This is a genomic window from Paractinoplanes maris (genome assembly GCF_023544465.1).
In the GTDB taxonomy this organism is placed as follows: domain Bacteria; phylum Actinomycetota; class Actinomycetes; order Mycobacteriales; family Micromonosporaceae; genus Actinoplanes; species Actinoplanes maris.
In genome coordinates, this window is sequence record NZ_JALPVL010000014.1 from 283,890 (window position 1) to 301,546 (window position 17,657).

The following is a 17,657-nucleotide window of genomic DNA, read 5'->3' on the forward strand; positions in this document are numbered from 1 at the left end:
CGTCAGCCCTTGACGGCGCCGGACGTCAGGCCCTTCATGAACTGCCGTTGCAGCGCGAGAAAGGCCAGCACGGACGGGAGCAGGGCGAGCAGGGCGGCGGCCAGCAGCACGCCCAGACCGGCCTGCTCGTCGCTGCGCAGGGTCCGCAACGCCAGCGGCAGGGTGAACTGACTGGCGTCCTGAGCCACCAGCAGCGGAAGCATGTATTGATCCCAGATCATGGTGAAGCCGAAGATGCCGACCACGCCGAGCGCCGGGCGCACCAGCGGCAGCACGATGGTCAGCAGGATCCGCAGGTCGCCGGCGCCGTCGATGCGCGCCGCCTCCTCCAGCTCCAGCGGGATCTCCTTCATGAACTCGGTCATGACCAGGATGGAGAAGGCCCAGGCGGCCACCGGGATGATCATGCCGGCCAGCGTGCCGATGAGGTTGACGTGCACGATCGGCACGTCGGCCAGCACGAGCGACAGCGGGATGGCCAGGATCTCCTCGGGCAGCATCATGGTCGACAGGATCAGCAGCAGGACCAGGCGCATCCCGGGGAATTTGTGCCGGGCCAGGGCGTACGCGGCCGAGATGCTGACCATGATCTGCAGCAGCAGCCCGACGCCGACCACGATGAACGAGTTGAGCAGATAGCGCAGCACGCCCCGGTCGAACGCCGCGGTGAAGTTGTCGAGGGTCAGCCGGTCCGGCCACAGGGTGAGCCGGCTCGGATCGGAGACCGGGCTGAAAGCGCCGACCATCAGCGCCACCAGCGGTCCGGCGAAGATGGTCACGAGCACCGCGTAGAGCAGGATCTGCAGCACCCGGGCCAGCGGGCCGCGCAACGAGGTGAAGCCCAGCGCGGAGTCGTACCGGTCGGCGCGGGTCCTCATCGCGACTCCCGGCGGCGCAGGGCCTGCACGGCGAGGGTCAGCACGACCGTGGCGCCGAGCAGGAGCATCGACCCGGCGGCGGCGATGCCGAGCTCGTTGCGTTCCAGTCCGAGCTTGTAGATCAGGGTCATCAGCACCTCGGTGGAGCCGTTCGGCCCGCCGTTGGTCAGCAGGAAGATCTCGGTGAAGACGCGCAGGCCGCGGATCGCGGCCAGGGTGAACAGGATGGCGAAGACCGGACGCAGCGACGGCAGGGTCACGTGCCACAGGCGGCGCAGCGGACCGGCGCCGTCGGCCGCGGACGCCTCGTAGAGGGTGCGGTCGACCCCGGCCAGACCGGCTATGAAGATCATCATGTCGTACGGGGCGCCGCGCCAGATACCCACGGTCATCACCGACCACAGCGAGGTGTCCTCGGCGTTGAGGAACGACGACGGGCCCATCCCGACCCAGCCCAGCAGGGAGTTGGCGATCCCGTCGGGCGCCGGGTAGTAGATGATCCGCCAGAGCTCGGCGACCACGGCCATGGCGGCGACCGTCGGCAGGAAGACCGCGGTCCGGACGAACCACAGGTGCCGGGCCGCGCCCTCGAGCAGCAGCGCGAGCACCAGGCCGATGAGCAGCGAGCCACCGGTCTGGCCGGCCGCGAGGACCACGGTGTGCCAGATCGCCGCCCGGAAGGCGTCGTCGGTGATCACGGCGGTGTAGTTCTCGACGCCGGTCCACCGGTCACCCAGGTAGGGCCGGACCTCGTGGAAGCTCATCTCGACGGCCCGGGCCATCGGCACGAACTTGAACACCGCGAACAGGATCAGCGCCGGCAACAGGAACAGCCAGGGCAGCGCCCAGGCCCGGGCGCCGCGTCGCCGGCGCACCGGCACGCCGGGGGCCGGAGCCCTCAGCCGTGCCGGCGCCTCCCGCAGGGACGTCACCCCTTGACCTCTTGCTTGGTCAGCTCGTCGGTGTAGGTCTGCGCCAGCTTGTCCAGCGCCGCCTTGGTGTCCGTCGAGCAGTTCGCGAAGAGCGTGTTGAGGGTGTCGGCGGCACTCTGCCGGAACGGGGTCCAGTCGGGCACCGCCGGGGTGAACCGTCCGGCGTCCTTGAACACCGTCTCGAAGGTCTGCCAGCGGGTGTCCTGGCGGACCGTGCCCAGCTGCACCTTGGTGTTCACCGGCAGCCGGACGATGGTGCCGTCGGTGTCCCCGGCCATCGCGAGGGTCTGCCCCTCGGGCGAGGTGGCGAACTCGGCGAACCTCTTCTGGCCGTCCTGGTTGGCCGAGCCGGCCATCAGATAGACGTTCTCGCCCTCGGCCAGCGAGGACGCCTTGCCGCCCGGTCCGGCGGGCAGTGCGACGACCTCGTACTTGTCCCGGCCCAGGCTCTTGTCGAAGCGCGCCATGTTGTAGGGCCCGGTGAAGTAGATGCCGCCCTTGCCGCTCTCGAACGCCTGGTGAGCCTGGACGGTCTCCAGCGTGACGGCGCCCGGCACCACCGTCTTGTCGGTGCAGAACTGCGCCTTGAGGTAGTCGACCGCCTTGACCGACTGCGCAGTGTTCACCGCCGGGGTGAACTTGCCCGGCGACCCGGTGAGGAAGTCGCCGCCGGCCGACCACAGGAAGCTCGTGGCATACCAGGAGGCGTAGCCCCGCTTGGTCGATGCGGGGACCACCCATCCGTACGTGTCGGCCTGACCGTTGCCGTCGGGGTCGCCGGTGGTGAACTTGCGGGCCAGTTCGTCGAGCTGGGCCCACGAGGCCGGCGTCCCGGCGCCGACCTTCTCCCGCCAGTCCTTGCGGATGAACAGGGCGAAGGACTGGACCGAGAAGGGCGCCGCGTAGTACTTGCCGTCCGCACCCTTGGCGGCGTCCCAGGCGATCGGGCTGAGATCGGCGCCACCGGCCAGGGCGGACCGGTCGACCTCGCGCACGAGCCCCTGCTTGACCAGGCTGCCCAGCTGGGCGGTGTCGTTGATGACGATGTCGGGCAGATCCTTCTGGGCGGCGGCCTGCTGGAGCTTCGTCTCGAAGTCCTCGAACAGGGCGGTCACCTGGGCCGGCACGCCACTGGCGGTGGTGAACTTGGCGGCCAGGTCCTTGGCGGTCTTCTCCGAGTTGGAACCCGGGGGCTTACGGATCCAGATCTGCAGTGCCGCGTTGGCGTCCTGATCCGCGCCGCTGTCGCCGCCGCAGGCGGCAGTGCCACCGGCGACCAGGGCGAGAGCGAGCAGAGCGGCGAGTCCGAGGGGAGCGGTCCGGCGCATCACGCATCTGCCTCCTGTCCATATATGTGGATGGCTTCCTGAAATGTGTTCACACGCAGGGTCAAGTTAGCGTCCGGTAGCATGACGGTCAACAGTTCGAAATAGACAAGCTTGAGGATGGACCCATGCCAGGAACCCGTCGCCGCCCCGCGGCGCACCCGGTGGCGCTCGTCCCGGAGACCGCCGCGGAGATGTCGCCGGTCAAGTCCGCGGAACGGACGGTCCGGATCCTCGAGACGCTCGCCGCCTCGCCGGTCCGCCTCACCCTCTCGCAGCTGCAGGAGCGCACGGGCTATCCCCGATCGAGCCTGCACGCGCTGGTGCGCACGCTGCGCGACCTGAAATGGGTGGAGACCGACGACACCGGGTCGGCCTTCGGCGTGGGCCCGCATGCGCTGCTCGCCGGCACGGCCTATCTCGACCGCGATCCGGCGCTGATGTTCGCCTACGAGGCGCTGGAGGATCTGCGGGCCGAGCTGGGCTACACGGTCCACTATGCCCGGCGCGACGAGAACCACGTGCTTTACCTGGCCAGCCGGGAGTCGCGCAACACGGTGCACGTGGTGTCCCGGGTCGGGCGCCGGTTGCCGGCCCACCTGACCGCGCTGGGCCAGGCCCTGCTGGCCGACCTCACCGACGACGAGGTGGAGGCGTTGCTGCCGCAGACCCTGGAGCGATACACCCCGCACACCATCGTCGACCGGGCGGCACTGCTCGGCGAGCTGGACCAGGTGCGGCAGCGGGGCTGGGCCTTCGAACGCGAACAGGGCACCGAGGGCGTCGCCTGCCTGGCCGCCACGGTGGCATACCGGATCCCGGCCACCGACGCGATCTCCTGCTCGATGCCGGCCAAGGCGGTCCGGGGTCCCGAGCTCAAGCGGGTCACCGCGGCGGTGACGGCGCGCACCCAGGCCCTGGCGACCACGCTGCGCCGCGAGGGCATCCGCTGAGTCACGATCAGCCGGCCGCGCCGAGGGGCCGGTCGCACCAGCTGCCGCCGATCCGGTTGAGCTCGGGGTCGGCGGCCATGTCGGGTTCGCCGCACTCGGCGACGATCTTCTCCGCGTACTCCTCGGCGTCGTCCTCGGGCCGGTAGCCGATCGCCTCGCCCTCGGCCAGCGAGAGCCAGCGCCGGGTGTTGCGGCTGATCCCCCACACCTGGCGGAAACCCGGCCCGGGCACGCTGATCGCCGCCTCGACCAGCCGCGCGCAGTCGTCCGGGGACAGCCACATGGCCAGGCCCCGCGGACCGCGCGGAGCCGGGAAGCACTGTCCGAGGCGCAGGCAGATCACGTCCAGGCCGAACCGGTCGTGGAACAGCCGGCCGGCCGACTCGATCGCGACCTTGCTCCAGCCGTAGAGGGTGTCCGGGCGGGCCTCGACGTCGCCCGGCACCTCGCCCGGATGCTCGCTCAGGCGGTGGAAACCGGCCACATGATTGGACGAGCCCAGCAGGATCCGGGTGACCCCGGTCCGGCGGGCCGCCTCGAGCAGGCAGTACGCACCGTACGCGTCGACCCGCAGCACGTCCTCGGCGCCCGCCTCGTGGCTGTGCCCGCCGAGATGCAGAACGGCATCCACATCTTGCAGCGCGGCCACGAGCGCGTCCAGATCAGTGACCGACCCCGGAACCACCTCCTCGGCACCGGTTCCCGGCAGAGCCTGGGGCGGCCGCGGGTCGAAGAGCCGCAGCACGCGTCCGGGCCGGGCCAGCAGCGGCCGCAACAGGGTGCCGACCCGCCCCGACGACCCGGTGATCAAAATCCGCTCGTCCGCCATCGACCGTCCCGTTCGTCATAGGTATTGATCGATGGACATCCTAGCGGCATCATCCTCAGCAATGAACGCGTAACACCTCGCTAATAGTCGTCCATGTATGTGGACGGCTTCGATCCACGGAGGTTGTCTTGCGAAGATCGTTCTCACTCGTCACGGCGCTGGTCGTGACCATCGTGCTGGCCGCGGCCGGGCCGGCCCGGGCCGTGGTCGAAACCGGGCCCTGGACGTCCTACTCGCCGTCGTTCGACGTGCAGCAGCGCGGCTGCGGCACAGTCGACGGCCTGACCTTCCGGCTCACCTGCTCGACGGCGAGCGGTGACCAGCGGGCCGAGCGCCGCTACGCCACCTACAGCTCCGGCGTCCGGCAGTTCGAGGGCTACTTCCGGATCACCAGCATGCCCGGGACCCGGATCAGCCTGAAGCAGACCTTCGGCCCGGACGGCCCGTTCTTCATGCTCGCGGTCGAGCGCGGCGGCCGCCTCTACGCCGTGCACGGCGGCAGCACCCTGGCCACCGGGGCGACGGTCGGCACCAGCGTACGGGTGAACACGGTGCACAACACCGGCAACGGCGCGCACCGCACCTACATCAACGGTTCCAACCAGCACTCGCAGACCGGCGGCTCGGGCGGCTACTACGACAAGTTCGGGGCCTACCGCACCAGCAGTGGCGCGGGCCCGGCGACCGTGGTCTGGAGCGGTGTCCAGTTCTGGCGCAAGTGATCGCAGTGGCGTGGCCGTCGCGGGGAACGGCTGCGCCCCTCAGCCCGGAGGTACCCATGCGCATCACCGTGACCACCACCGCCCTGATGCTGGTGCTGGCCGGCTGCTCCACCGGCGAGCTGACCGCGGAGCTCGTGACGCCGGTGGACATCGAGCTCACCTGGACCGCCGATCCGGCCGCGGCCGACGGCGGGCAGGTTGTCGAGTTCGCCACCGAGGCGGCCGGTCCGTGGACGATCCTCGAGTTCCTGGCGGGCGACCGCGAGCACTACCGGCACCCGGATCTGATGCCCGGCACCACCTTCCACTACCGGGTGCGGCCCCTGCTGGGCGCAGCCTCCGAGCCGGTCCGGGTTCACCTGCCGGCCGCCCGGCCCGGCGTCGAGCCGGCCGGCGCCGACCCGAGCTGGGCCGAGCCCCGGATCGTGACCGGCCCGCCGCCCGGCACGGCGGGTGGACCGCCGACAAGCCTGACCGGCACTGCCCGGGGCCGGGACGCGGTGCTGTTCACCTGGTCGGACAACGCGACCGGGGAAGCCGGTCAGCTGATCGAGGTGAGAACCGGGGACAGCGCGGCGTGGACGGTGGCCATGGTGCTCGACCCGGACGTGAACTCGGTCGGCCTGATGACCCTGGCCGCCGAGCGGCAGGCCTGGTTCCGGGTGCGCGCCTTCACCCATGGCAGGAGTTCCGCGGTGGTCGATCGCACCACCGGCAGCCGTCCACATACGTGAACGCTTTCCTTGTGCGTGGAAATTGTGCACAATCACGGTCACGTCCTAGTCATTAAGGAGGCTCGATGCGTCGCGTCGTGCCGTTCATCGCTGTCAGCACCGCCGCCGCGCTCGTCGTGACGGCGGCCGGGCCGGTTCCGGCCACCGCGGCCACCTTGCCGTCCCGGACCGGGCCGTCGGCCGCGCCCACCGCCTTCACCACCGTCGCCACCGGCGTGGCCGCCCGCAGCGACCGCCGGCCCACCAACGGCGGGGTTCACGACCGGTCGGCCGGCAAGACCTTCATCTCCTGGGCCGGCCAGTTCGAGGACAACTACGTCCAGGCCTACGACCACCGGACCAAGACCTGGTCGGCGCCGGTGAAGGTGGCCGACGGGGGCAACGACACCCACAATTACCCGACCCTCATCCAGGCCGACGACGGTCACCTGCTCGCCTTCCGGGGGATGCACAACCGCGAGCTCTGGTTCGCCCGGTCGCCGCAGCCGCACTCCATCGAGGGCACCTGGACCGACACCCAGATCCCGGAAGGTCTCGGCGCCACCTACCCGATGGTCTTCAAGTCGTCGGCCGGTCACCTGTTCGTCTTCGTCCGAGAGACCGCGGGCGACCTCGACGACCGGTATCCGACCGACTTCCGCCCGATGAAGTACGTCCGGTCCACCGACAACGGGCGCACGTGGCAGAGCTCGGAGACGCTGACCGGCGAGCGGTGGAACATCGCCCCGCAGACCCGGGCCGACAACCTGAACGAGGTTTACATCGGGCAGTTGCGGCATGAGCCGGCCACCCTGGGCCGGCCGGAGCGGGTCGCCATCGTCTACACGCTGGCCGGCGGCGGCCCCGAGGGTCACCTGCACGACCGCTACCACAAGAACGTCTACTACACGTACTTCAGCCCTCGGGACCTCAAGTTCCGCTCCGCGAGCGGCGCCGACCTCGGCGTTCAGATCGACGACGCCGACCAGGAGAAGCATCTCAAGGTCGCCGAGACCGCCCTGCAGACCACCAATCCCCGCTCCCCCGACTACATCCAACTCGTCGGCTCCACCGCCCTCGCCCCGTTCGTCACCTGGATGCAACTCGACGAGCAGGGCGTGGTGCACACGTACACCGGGGTGCACTCCCCGTTCGGCTGGCACCGGCGCGAGGTCGCCTCGGGCATCCGGATCCGCGACATGGAACGGGTGGACGCGGTGACCTGGCGCGTTTATGCCACCACCAACGACCCCGCCGTCACCGCCGTCTCCACCTTCCGGCTCACCGCCGGCACGTTCTGGCGGAGCGAGTCGACCATCCCGATCCCCCGGGCCGTCCAGCGCGTCGAAGTCATCGACGGCTATCGCGACCCAGCCCGGCTCATCCTCACCGGGGCCAGCAGCGCCCGCCCGGCCGACATCGCCGACGGCGACATCTACGTCGCCGGCGCCGACAACTAGGAGCCCCCATGCCCAACATCACCGTGGAACTGCTGTCCGGCCGCACCCTCGACCAGCGGCGCGAATTCGCCGAGGCGGTCACCGCGGCGGCGGTCGACATCCTCAAGGCCCGCCGGCCGTCGGTGCGCATCCGCTTCGACGAGATCGAGCGCGAGGACGTCGCCAACGGCGGAACCCTCGAGTCCGACAACCTGTGAGAGAGCGGCGGCGCCCCCGGGGGCGCCGCCGCCTGCATCGCCACGAGCAAAGGGAAACCCATGGATTCACGACACGCGACCGCCCCGGATCAGCTGACCGGCATGGACACCGAGCACCTGCGGCGACGGTTCCTGGTGGAGGACCTGTTCGCCCCGGGCGAGGTGCGGCTGACCTACTCCCACGAGGACCGCATGGTGGTCGGTGGATCGGCCGGCGTCACCGAGCTTCCCGCCCCGGACGAGCTGCGCTCCGCCTACTTCCTCGAGCGCCGCGAGCTCGGGGTCGTCAACCTCGGCCAGACGGGCACGGTGACCGTCGACGGCGCCCGCTTCGACCTGGCCGCCCAGGAAGTGCTCTACATCGGGCGCGGCGCCCGCCGGGTGAGCTTCGACGGCCGGTTCTACCTGGTCTCCACGCCGGCCCACGCGAGTCATCCCACCGTCAAGGCGACCCTCGACGACGCCGAGCCGGTGCGGCTGGGCTCGCCGGAAGGCTCCAACGAGCGCACCATCTACAAATACATTCACGCCAAGGGTGTGCAGAGTGCCCAGCTCGTCCTCGGCGTCACGGTCCTCGCCCCGGGCAGCATGTGGAACACCATGCCGTGCCACACCCACGAGCGCCGCACCGAGGTCTACTTCTACTTCGGTCTGCCCGAATCCGAGCGTGTCGTGCACCTGATGGGCCGGCCCGACCAGACCCGAAACCTCATCGTGGCGCCCGAGCAGGCGGTGATCTCGCCTCGCTGGTCGGTGCACTGCGGCTTCGGCACCCGCAGTTATGCGTTCGTCTGGGCGATGGGCGGCGAGAACCAGGCGTACGAGGATGTCGAACCGGTGGCGATCGGCGAGCTGCGATGACGGCGGCCGCCGAGTCCCCGTTCTCGTTGCACGGCCGCACCGCGCTGGTCACCGGCTCGCGGGGCGGGATCGGCCGGGCGATCGCGGTCGCCCTGGCCCGGGCCGGCGCCGACGTGGTGCTGCACGGCCACCACAACGACCTCGACGACGTGGAACGGGAGGTCCGCGAGACCGGCCGGGGGTCCACCCGGTGGATCCTCGACCTGTCCGACACCGCGGCCATCCCCGGCGCCGTGGCCACGCTGCCCGCCATCGACATCCTGGTCAACAACGCCGGCATCATCCGGCGGGCCCCGGCCGCCGACCACTGTTTCGAGGACTGGCGCGACGTCCTCGGCGTCAACCTCGACGCGGTGTTCCAGCTGACCCGCACCGTCGGCGCCGGCATGCTGGCCCGGCGCCACGGCAAAATCATCTCGGTCGCGTCGATGCTGTCGTTCCAGGGCGGTCTGCGCGTTCCCGGATACACCGCGGCCAAGCACGGACTGGCCGGGCTGACCAAGGCGCTGGCCGCCGAGTGGGCCGCCGAGGGCGTCCAGGTCAATGCGGTCGCCCCGGGCTACGTGGTCACCGACAACACGGCCGCCCTGCGCGCCGATCCGGTGCGCGAGGCCGAGATCACCGCGCGGATCCCGGCCGGCCGTTGGGGCCGCCCCGACGACATCGCCGGGGCCGTGGTCTTCCTGGCCTCCCCCGCCGCCGACTACGTCAACGGCCACCTGCTCGCGGTCGACGGGGGCTGGCTCGCCCGATAGCAGCTCGACCAGGCGGCACCGGCGATCGGGCCGTCGGCCCCGCAACGCGGCCTCGCGACCCGGACCGCCGGCCCGCGCGCGGCCTCGCGACCCGGACCGCCGGCCCGCACGCGGCCTCGCGACATCCCGCGCTACGGCTCGATCACCAGCTGGGCGATCGTGGCGCCGTCGAGGACGAACCGGTAGTGCAGATCGGCGGAGCCGCCCGGGAAATCGCCCTCCAGATGCTGGACGACATCGAAGTGGGCCGCACCGGTCCGGGTCGCGCCGACGAATTCCGTGGTGTACGTGTACTCACTGGCCCCGGTGTCCAGCCAGGCCCGGATCTCGTCGCGGCCCCGGTGGGTGCGGCCCTCGTCGGTCACCACCGCGTCCGTGGCGAAGGCGGTGATCGCGGTCTGCGTGTCGCGGGCCTGGTGGGCCGGGAGGTAGGCAGTGATCGTGGCGGGCAGCTCGGCCCACGAGAGGCCGGTGCCCGAGCTCGAATTCTTGGTCATGCTCCGAGGATCGGCTCTCCCCCGGGGCGAGGGTCAAGGCTGCGGGTCTCCCCGGGGCCGAGGGTCAACTTCGGGTCTCCCCGGGGCGAGGGTCACCACCGAGGCGGAAGACGGGCCAGCCCAGCTCGGTGCGCCACTGTCCGGCGTCCGCGGTGTCCCGGGGACCGACCAGGTAGGTCTCGTGAACCGGGCCGTCCACGCCCAGGGCCTGCGCGACAACCCAGGAGCCGAGACGGCCGTACGTCACGTCGATGTCGTCGTGCGACCCCGGGTGAACCGTCACGGCGAGCTCGACCGGCGGCAGCTCGACGACCTCGATACGCCCCCGGGCAGACGGATGGCGGACCGGCCGGAAGACGGTCATCGCACCGGCGCCCTCGGTGAACAGCTCGTTGGCGTACTGCCCGCCCGGCGGCCCGTCGCGTCCGGCGGGCGGGAAAGCCGCGTCGAGCTCGGTCATCGCCCCGTCGAACCAGACCAGCGCGTCCTCCCGCCGTACCCGGTCCCGGATGGCGGCCACGGTGCGAGCCGGCACGGACCGAAGCTGGACCTCGAGCGCCGCCGCCTCGGGCTGCAGCAGCCGGCGCAGCGACCCGACGGCGGCCCGGGTCCGGTCGAGCTCGGCTTCAAGCCGCCGCAGGTGTCCCGAGATGAGCCCGGCCCGCTCCTGCGGGTCGTCCGTCGCGAGCAGTGCCTTGACCTCGGCCAGCGGCACATCGAGCTCGCGCAGCCGGTGGATGACCTGTGCCGTCGCGATCTGGTCGGGCCGGTAGTAGCGATAACTGGTGTGCGGGTCCACGGTCGCGGGCTCCAGCAGGCCCGCCTCGTGGTACCGGCGCAGGGTCCGCACACTCAGGTGGCTCACCGTGGCGAACTCGCCGATGGTCAAGCCCTTCCGCATCGTCACCGCGCCATTCTCGACCCTCCCGCCGGGGGAGGGTCGAGAATGGGTCAGGCGCGAGCCTTCTCCCACATCGCGGTGTACGCCTCGGCTCCTCCGAGCAGCTGCCGGCGCAGCAGCGGCGCGTCCGGGCCGGCCTGGTTGATCAGGTCGGTGATCCAGTCCGCATAGAGCCCGTACTGGGCCACGCCGTCGGTGTTGAGGTCGAACGTGCGGGTGCCGTAGACCTGCTTGGCGACCTGGGTGCCGTTGGTCGCGGTGAACGGGTAGACGAGCGGCCGGGAGCCGGCGTCCAACCGCGGCGCGGCCTGGGTGCCCAGCCCGTTCACGTCGGTGCCGACCCCGTACCCGGTGATCTTCGAGCCGTTGGCCAGACCCTTGTTGACCCGCCACTCGTCGAGGAAGGCGCCCGTGTCCTGCCCGTCATCGGTGGCCGAGAACGCGTAGCCGGCCACAAAACCGCCGACCCCGAGGATCCGGTTGACCATGGCCGGGTCGGACCAGCTGTGCACCGAGGCGACGCCGGGGTAGGCGGCCTGCTCGGCCAGATCGAGCACGGCCGAAGCCGCCTTCACGCTCATGTGGTCGAGGTGGATGATCATGCCGCGGTCCATCATCCGCTCGACCAGATAACGGCCGAGATCGGTCAGACCCCGTACGTTGCAGATCTTGCCACTCGGATAGACCGGCAGGATCGACCCGGCGGGCAGGCCCACTCCCAGTTGCAGCAATCGGGCGAAGTCGTCACTGACCAGGGGCTGCTCGTTGTCCGAGGGCCCGGTGCAGGAGGTCGCCTGCCACCAGTGGCCGGTGGAGATCAGGTTGCCGACGTTGACCGCGGCACCGGTGACGCCTTCGTCGAACCGGGTGCCGCCGAACGCGTTGTCGAACTTGTGGACCGGGTAGAGGCCGCTGACGCCCAGGCTCACCAGCTCGTCGAGACCGGCGTCGATCTGGGCCCGGGTGCACTGCGGTACGTCGCCGATCTCGCGGCAGCCGAAGATCTCGGAGTTCTCCACGCCGATGGTGACGGCCAGCTTGCCCTGGGCGCCGATCTGGCGTACCTGGGCCGGAGTGGTGGCCAGCCGGAACCAGCCCTTGCCGGGGCCGCCGCTGCGGGCGTCCACATAGTCCTGCATCTGGCGCAGATAGGTGGCCTGGGCCCGGATCTGGTCCATCTCGTCGCACGACGTGTGCTGCAGCGTCAGCCCGCAGATCACCCGGTTCGCGACCAGCAGCACGTTGAGCACCCGCTGCCCGGACTGCCAGGCCCGTTCCAGGCTCCGGAAGTACGAGGCCTCGTGCAGCATCGTGTCGTGCTGCGGCCAGTCGCCGAAGGTCGGCCAGCCGTCCTCGGCCGAGTCGATCGGATCGGTGCCGGCGATGATCGCTTCGAGCAGGGCGCCCCAGCCGAGGGTGCCATGCGACGGGCAGCCCTTGAGCGCGACCGGTGCGCCACCGGGCGCGAAGGCGTCTCCGCAGTGCAGGGAGCCGCCGAAGGCCTCGGCCGCGGTGATGTGCGCGTGCGCGTCGATCCAGCCGACCAGCTTGCCGTTGGCGTCCACGCCGGGGGCCGGGGTGCCGCTGACGCCGGTGGCGATGTCCGGGACGGCCGCGCACCCGCTCGCCGGGGCCAGGGCGACGGTCGAGGCGGCGTTGCCCGCCCCGAGCCCGCCGAGGTAGACGCCCATCTGCTGACCGGTCGCGGTGGACACGAAGCGGTAGCGGCCGTCGGCCACGCTCACCGTCCAGTCGGCCCGCTCGCCGTACGAGTCACCGGTCCACACCCAGCCGAGGGTGCTCTGATAGGGCGGCTTGCCGGTGGTGTCCCGCAGCAGATAGCGACCGAGCTGGGTGGCCTCGAACCGGAACGGCTCGGCGCTCGCCGCGCTGCCGGTGAAGCCGTAGCCGACCGAGGCACGCCGGACGTACCCGCGGGACGAGGATCCGTCGAACACCTGCAGCGTCACGCAGGCACCCTCCAGGTCCTGGGCCGGAGTCCAAGCCGGCGCCGCAACGGCCGGTGCGGGCAGCCCGCCGACCAGCCCGAGCACCAGCAAACCGGCAACCCACCCGCGCAACCTGGCCATGGGGACTCCCTCGCTCGATCATCGCCAGGAGCAGTGTAGGAAAGGTCACACCATCGACGCATGTCTAAATGTGAAATTTTCTCTCAGACGCGAGCCGACACGCCCCCGGGTCAGCCCTCGATGGTCACCACCGGGGCGTTCTGGGTGATCGCCCAGTCCACGGCCTTCCGCAGGTGCTCCTCGGGCAGCGGCCGGCGGCGGGTGACAGTCAGCGCCACGGTCACCGTCGCGGACAGGAAAGCGCTGCGGGCCTCGGCCGCCTCGAAATCGGCGACCAGACCGTACGCGAAGGCCACTGCCTCCTCGTGCTTGAGCGCCGGCAGGTAGAGCAGGAAATCGTCCGGGCCGGTCTTCGTCGCCCGATCGGCCGGGCCCAGCCGGGCCGCCAGCAACTCGACCGCGGCCTGCTGCTGCCGCGTGGCCGTCCGTCCGATCGGGCCGTCCTGACCGGCCGCCGCGTGCGTCACCCGGACCGCCAGCACCGCCACCGGCAGCACACCGGAAGCCGTGACACCGGCCGTCCCGGTCCACCGCCGCACCCCCGACCGGCCGGTGAGATCAGTGTCTTCGGCGTCGCCCTGGTCCGCGGCCGGGCCGGGCCGGTGGGCCTCCGCCCGGATCCGGGCGTGGTCGCGCTCAGCCCGGTCGGCGAACAGATGCAGGGCCGCGTCGGCCCGGCTCTCACCCGGCGTCGACGGCAGATCACGCACCCGGCCGACCACCGCGTCGACGGCGGACACGGCCGCCGGCGTCAGCCGGTCGGCCAGCAGATGCCGCAGCCGGAGCACCTCGTGCAGCGCATCGTCGCGGCGGAAGCTGGAGTGGCCCTCGAAGACCCGCCCGCTCTCCAAGGTCGCCGCGCCGGCCTCGAACTCCTCGAGGTCACGGGCGACCAGCACCCCGCCGAACCGCGGGGTCAGAACGACCACCGTCCACTCGCGAGCGAGCTCTTCCTTCTCGTCCAGCAGCACCGGGTGCGTGCCGGCCGGCAGGTCCGGGGCCTGCGCCGCGACCAGCCCGACCACCGTCGCCGCGGCCCGGCCGGCGATCCGCTCGTAGACCCGGCGTTCGCGCTCGAAATAGGGCAGCCGCTGGAACAGGGCGAAAACCACCATCGGTCCGTCCTCGGCCGCCGCCAGCGCGGCCCGTTCCAGCGCGTGCGAGATGGTTACCAGCGTTCTCTTGGTCAGCCGCTGCGCGGCCGGAGCATCGGACACCGCAGTAGCCTAGGGACATCGCATCGTCACCGCATCCGGGCGAGATCACCTCGACCAAGATTGTTCAGCCGGCCCGGAGTCGTAATGTTCGGGGTATGGCTCAACGACTCGTCAGCGTGTGGCAACCCTTCTTCCTCGGCAGCGACGACACCCAGGCCGCCATCGGCGCCGCGACCGAGCTGGAGGAGCTCGGATACTCGCGGATCTGGTTCTCGGCCGGCTTCGAGGAGCACCTGCCGTCCCGCTTCCGTGAGCTCCTGGACGGGACCCGCCGGATCGGGGTCGCCTCCGGGATCGCCTCCGTCTGGCACACGTCGCCGGCTGAGGTGGCGGCGTTCACCGAGGACGCGCACCGGGCACACCCCGGGCGGTTCCTGCTCGGCCTGGGCACCAGTCATGCCGTACTGGTCGAGGGGGACGGCACCGAATACCGCAAGCCCTACTCGAAGATGGTCGGCTACCTCGACGCCCTCGACGCGGCCGGGCTCGCACCCGAGCGGCGGGTCCTGGCCGCCCTCGGCCCGCGCATGCTGGAACTCTCGCGCGACCGTTCGGCCGGCGCCCACCCCTACTTCACCACCGTCGAGCACACCGCCGAGGCCCGGGCGGCGATCGGAGCCGACCGGCTGCTGGCCCCCGAGGTCGCGGTGGTGCTCGAGCCGGACGCCACCCTCGCCCGGGCGACGGCCCGGCAGTACACCGCCGGATATCTGACGCTGCCCAACTACACCAACAACCTGCGACGATTCGGCTGGACCGACGAGGACCTCGCCGGCGGCGGCAGTGACCGCCTGGTCGATGCCGTCATTCCCTGGGGTACGGCCGAGCAGGTGGCCGCCGGCATCGAGAAGCACTACCAGGCCGGCGCCGACGAGGTGGCGATCCAGGTCCTGAACGGCGGCGACACCTCCTCGTTCCCGTCCGAGGAGTTCCGGGCCCTGGCCGCCCTCCTGATCCCGGCCGGATGACCGTCATGCTTCCGTGACCTGATCACGAGAACTAAGTGGCCCAGGACGCCGTCCTGCTCACCGGCTGCAACGCCGACGTCGAGCGGGTCGGCGGCGCGGCCCCCACCACCGCGGCGCCCAGCGTGGCCGTCACCCCGGCGGCCACCGGGGGCCGTCACCCGGTCCCCCGCCGCCCCGACCCGGACGGCCAAGACGGCCTGCCCGGTCACCGAGGCCGAGCTGCAATCCGCGGTGCCGGCCCGGAACGACAACGGGGTCTCCCCGGACTCCCGGTTCACCAAGATCGTCTGCTGTCGGAACTACGCGGTCGCCAGGGCGCCCGAGCGCACCGACTCCGACGAGCAGTACGTCGTCTTCAAGTTCGCCTCAGCTTCGTGGACGGTGCACAGCAGCGGCAGCGGCGACATCTGCCCAGGCGTCCCGGCCGACGTCGTCAAGCACCCGCAACGCCCGCTACGGCGCCTGCAGCTGACTTCCCGGCCCGGCGCGAGGCGCGACCTCGCGCCGGGGCGAATCGCTTGCACTCGCCCGGTCCGAGTGCTAAAAAATTAGCTGTCGCTGCTGCTCCACGCGGTGATGAACCACCACTGGAGCGCCCCGCGACCTCGGCAAAGCTGGTCTTCAGCCGAGCGCCACGTGTCCGCCGGACGGGCCGGCGGACCTCTCGAGGAGGTGGATCCCCGTGGTGCTGACTTTCGATCCTTTCCGCGAGTTCGACCGCCTGGCCGGGCAGCTGCTGGGCGCCGGTAACACCGTTCCCGGCGGCACCACCCTGGCCATGCCGATGGACCTCTACCGCTCCGGCGACCACTTCGTCCTGCACTGCGACCTGGCCGGCGTCGACCCCGGCTCCGTGCAGGTGGACGTCGACAACCGGGTCCTCACCATCCGGGCCGAGCGCTCACCCCGCACCGACGACGACGTGCAGTGGGTGCGCCGCGAGCGCGCCACCGGCACCTTCGAACGCCGACTGACCCTGGCCGACGGTCTCGACACCGACCGGATCACCGCCACCTGGCAGGACGGCGTACTCACCCTCACCATCCCGGTGGCCGAGGCGGCCAAGCCGCGCCGCATCGAGATCAACACCGGCGCCGGCCACCCGGTGGTCGAGGGCTCGACCGGCGAGCAGTCCGCGATCTCAGCCACCTGACCGCCGCACGCCGCCCGGCCCACCTGGGCCGGGCGGCGCCCCAAAACACAACGCTCACTTCGGACGCCCAGCGCCCACCGAGCCTCCACTGCGCCCACAGCTCTGAGAAAGTCCTACCTCTTGAGGGGTGGAAGCGGCGCGGCAGATCAGAGCGCAGCCGAGTCTGAGCAGGCTTCGTGGATGTCGTCGCGGATTTCCCAGCGGATGCGCAGGCGGCGGAATCAGTGCACCAGCGCGAAGCTCTGCTCCACGATTCACTGTGCCGCGGGGGCTTGCTGCGCCCACGGCGTTCACCGTGTCCGTGACGCTTGGTGTGTTTCCGGCGCTCACTCTGCCCAGACGGCGCGCAGCCGAGCCGCCTCGGCTGCCGCTTGCGTCCGGCCCGCTTCGGCGGCGGGGCGCCGTCGGGCCGGGTCCAGAGGATTGCGGCCGATGGCGGCCCGCGCGGCCGCGTCCGGCGACACGACCACACTGCGCACCTGCGGTCCGAGCGCGGCGAGCTGCGCAGCCGGTCGACCGGAGCGCCGCACCGACGTCGTCATCGGGGCCAGCACCACCACCCGCTCGCTTCCGGCGGCCAGGTCGGCGTTGGCGATCGACCGGATCCCGCCGTCGATGTATCGCACTCCGCCGATCGTCACCGGCGGCCAGGTCAGCGGCACCGCGCAACTGGCGGCGACGGCATCGATCAGCGGCACACCACTGGCCGCGTCGAAAACACGGTCTCTGCCGGTCTCGGCCTCCACCGCCGTGATCAGCAGGCGCGTCGCCGGCCAGGCGCGGTCACCGATGCGCCGCTCGATCACGGCGCGTCGGTCCGCCTCGGGCACGGTGCGAGCCCGCAGGGCCTGACGCCCGAGCCAGGCCCGGCCCCGCGCCGGGTCGCCCGGCCAGAGACCGGCCACCACGAACTTCAGCAGATCAGGGACGCCCATGCGCGCGGCGATCTCCGTGCCGGCGCCCGCGAGCTGCGCCTCGAAAAGATCCTCGAGCGGTACGCCGGAGAGCACCTGAGCGGCCACTGACGAACCGGCCGAGGTCCCGACGAACAGCCCGGCATCGGTCAGATCGACGCCGTGCTCGGCCAGCCCGTGCAGGAGCCCGATCTCCCAGGCCACCCCGGTGACACCGCCTCCGCCCAGCACGAGCGCCCTGCCGTCGATACCCATGCGTGGCATCCAAGCACCTCACCGCCCCATCGGCGAG

Annotated in this window: 18 protein-coding genes; 9 read left to right on the forward strand and 9 right to left on the reverse strand. The window is 71.2% G+C overall.

Annotated elements, in window-relative coordinates; all coding sequences use genetic code 11:
* Positions 1 to 2 precede the first annotated feature (2 nt).
* From NAG42_RS36110 to NAG42_RS36120, 3 genes are read right to left on the reverse strand one after another with little or no spacing between them, the layout of a single operon-like run.
* Positions 3 to 878, reverse strand: a complete 876-nt coding sequence (locus NAG42_RS36110; protein WP_250036617.1) for a carbohydrate ABC transporter permease — start codon at positions 876 to 878, stop codon at positions 3 to 5.
* Positions 875 to 1,810: a carbohydrate ABC transporter permease gene (locus tag NAG42_RS36115; RefSeq protein ID WP_250036618.1), complete on the reverse strand. Its 936-nt coding sequence runs from the start codon at positions 1,808 to 1,810 to the stop codon at positions 875 to 877. Before NAG42_RS36115 ends, NAG42_RS36110 begins: the two co-directional genes overlap by 4 nt.
* Positions 1,807 to 3,138, reverse strand: coding sequence for a sugar ABC transporter substrate-binding protein (locus tag NAG42_RS36120; RefSeq protein WP_250036620.1), 1,332 nt, complete (start codon positions 3,136 to 3,138; stop codon positions 1,807 to 1,809). Before NAG42_RS36120 ends, NAG42_RS36115 begins: the two co-directional genes overlap by 4 nt.
* Before the next feature lie 125 nt (positions 3,139 to 3,263).
* Here NAG42_RS36120 and NAG42_RS36125 point away from each other — a divergent pair, with 125 nt between their 5' ends.
* Positions 3,264 to 4,088 (forward strand): IclR family transcriptional regulator, encoded by an 825-nt coding sequence (locus NAG42_RS36125; protein ID WP_250036622.1) that lies wholly within the window; start codon positions 3,264 to 3,266, stop codon positions 4,086 to 4,088.
* Between the two features lie 7 nt (positions 4,089 to 4,095).
* Here NAG42_RS36125 and NAG42_RS36130 read toward each other — a convergent pair whose 3' ends face one another.
* A complete protein-coding gene (locus NAG42_RS36130; protein WP_250036624.1) occupies positions 4,096 to 4,917 on the reverse strand; it encodes an NAD-dependent epimerase/dehydratase family protein in 822 nt (273 codons plus the stop codon).
* A gap of 128 nt (positions 4,918 to 5,045) precedes the next feature.
* Between NAG42_RS36130 and NAG42_RS36135 the strand changes: the two genes are divergently transcribed.
* The 6 genes from NAG42_RS36135 to NAG42_RS36160 all read left to right on the forward strand — a co-directional run bounded on the left by NAG42_RS36135 (position 5,046) and on the right by NAG42_RS36160 (position 9,625).
* Complete coding sequence (locus NAG42_RS36135) at positions 5,046 to 5,639, forward strand: hypothetical protein (RefSeq protein ID WP_250036625.1); 594 nt, start codon at positions 5,046 to 5,048, stop codon at positions 5,637 to 5,639.
* A 56-nt stretch (positions 5,640 to 5,695) separates the two neighbouring features.
* Complete coding sequence (locus NAG42_RS36140; protein ID WP_250036627.1) at positions 5,696 to 6,373, forward strand: fibronectin type III domain-containing protein; 678 nt, start codon at positions 5,696 to 5,698, stop codon at positions 6,371 to 6,373.
* Positions 6,374 to 6,438: 65 nt separating this feature from the next.
* Positions 6,439 to 7,812 (forward strand): BNR-4 repeat-containing protein, encoded by a 1,374-nt coding sequence (locus tag NAG42_RS36145; protein ID WP_250036629.1) that lies wholly within the window; start codon positions 6,439 to 6,441, stop codon positions 7,810 to 7,812.
* 8 nt (positions 7,813 to 7,820) lie between these two features.
* Complete coding sequence (locus tag NAG42_RS36150) at positions 7,821 to 8,009, forward strand: tautomerase family protein (RefSeq protein ID WP_250036631.1); 189 nt, start codon at positions 7,821 to 7,823, stop codon at positions 8,007 to 8,009.
* A gap of 60 nt (positions 8,010 to 8,069) precedes the next feature.
* A complete protein-coding gene (gene kduI, locus NAG42_RS36155) occupies positions 8,070 to 8,870 on the forward strand; it encodes a 5-dehydro-4-deoxy-D-glucuronate isomerase (RefSeq protein ID WP_250036633.1) in 801 nt (266 codons plus the stop codon).
* Entirely contained in the window at positions 8,867 to 9,625 is a 759-nt protein-coding gene (locus tag NAG42_RS36160) for an SDR family oxidoreductase (RefSeq protein ID WP_250036635.1), read from the forward strand. The genes kduI and NAG42_RS36160 overlap by 4 nt, the downstream gene beginning before the upstream one ends.
* A gap of 131 nt (positions 9,626 to 9,756) precedes the next feature.
* Here the strand turns inward: NAG42_RS36160 and NAG42_RS36165 are convergent, their stop codons facing one another.
* The 4 genes from NAG42_RS36165 to NAG42_RS36180 form a co-directional block, all read right to left on the reverse strand.
* Complete coding sequence (locus tag NAG42_RS36165; protein ID WP_250036636.1) at positions 9,757 to 10,122, reverse strand: nuclear transport factor 2-like protein; 366 nt, start codon at positions 10,120 to 10,122, stop codon at positions 9,757 to 9,759.
* 64 nt (positions 10,123 to 10,186) lie between these two features.
* Positions 10,187 to 11,023, reverse strand: a complete 837-nt coding sequence (locus NAG42_RS36170; RefSeq protein WP_250036752.1) for a MerR family transcriptional regulator — start codon at positions 11,021 to 11,023, stop codon at positions 10,187 to 10,189.
* Between the two features lie 50 nt (positions 11,024 to 11,073).
* Positions 11,074 to 13,113, reverse strand: a complete 2,040-nt coding sequence (locus tag NAG42_RS36175; protein ID WP_250036638.1) for an amidohydrolase family protein — start codon at positions 13,111 to 13,113, stop codon at positions 11,074 to 11,076.
* A 110-nt stretch (positions 13,114 to 13,223) separates the two neighbouring features.
* Positions 13,224 to 14,330, reverse strand: a complete 1,107-nt coding sequence (locus NAG42_RS36180; protein ID WP_250036639.1) for a DICT sensory domain-containing protein — start codon at positions 14,328 to 14,330, stop codon at positions 13,224 to 13,226.
* Between the two features lie 95 nt (positions 14,331 to 14,425).
* On the opposite strand from NAG42_RS36180, the gene NAG42_RS36185 reads away from it, so the two are divergent.
* Both NAG42_RS36185 and NAG42_RS36190 read left to right on the forward strand, forming a co-directional pair.
* Entirely contained in the window at positions 14,426 to 15,298 is an 873-nt protein-coding gene (locus tag NAG42_RS36185) for an LLM class F420-dependent oxidoreductase (protein ID WP_250036641.1), read from the forward strand.
* Positions 15,299 to 15,980: 682 nt separating this feature from the next.
* A complete protein-coding gene (locus tag NAG42_RS36190) occupies positions 15,981 to 16,451 on the forward strand; it encodes an Hsp20/alpha crystallin family protein (protein WP_250036643.1) in 471 nt (156 codons plus the stop codon).
* A gap of 326 nt (positions 16,452 to 16,777) precedes the next feature.
* Here the strand turns inward: NAG42_RS36190 and NAG42_RS36195 are convergent, their stop codons facing one another.
* A complete protein-coding gene (locus NAG42_RS36195; protein WP_308201231.1) occupies positions 16,778 to 17,629 on the reverse strand; it encodes a patatin-like phospholipase family protein in 852 nt (283 codons plus the stop codon).
* Positions 17,630 to 17,657: the final 28 nt, after the last annotated feature.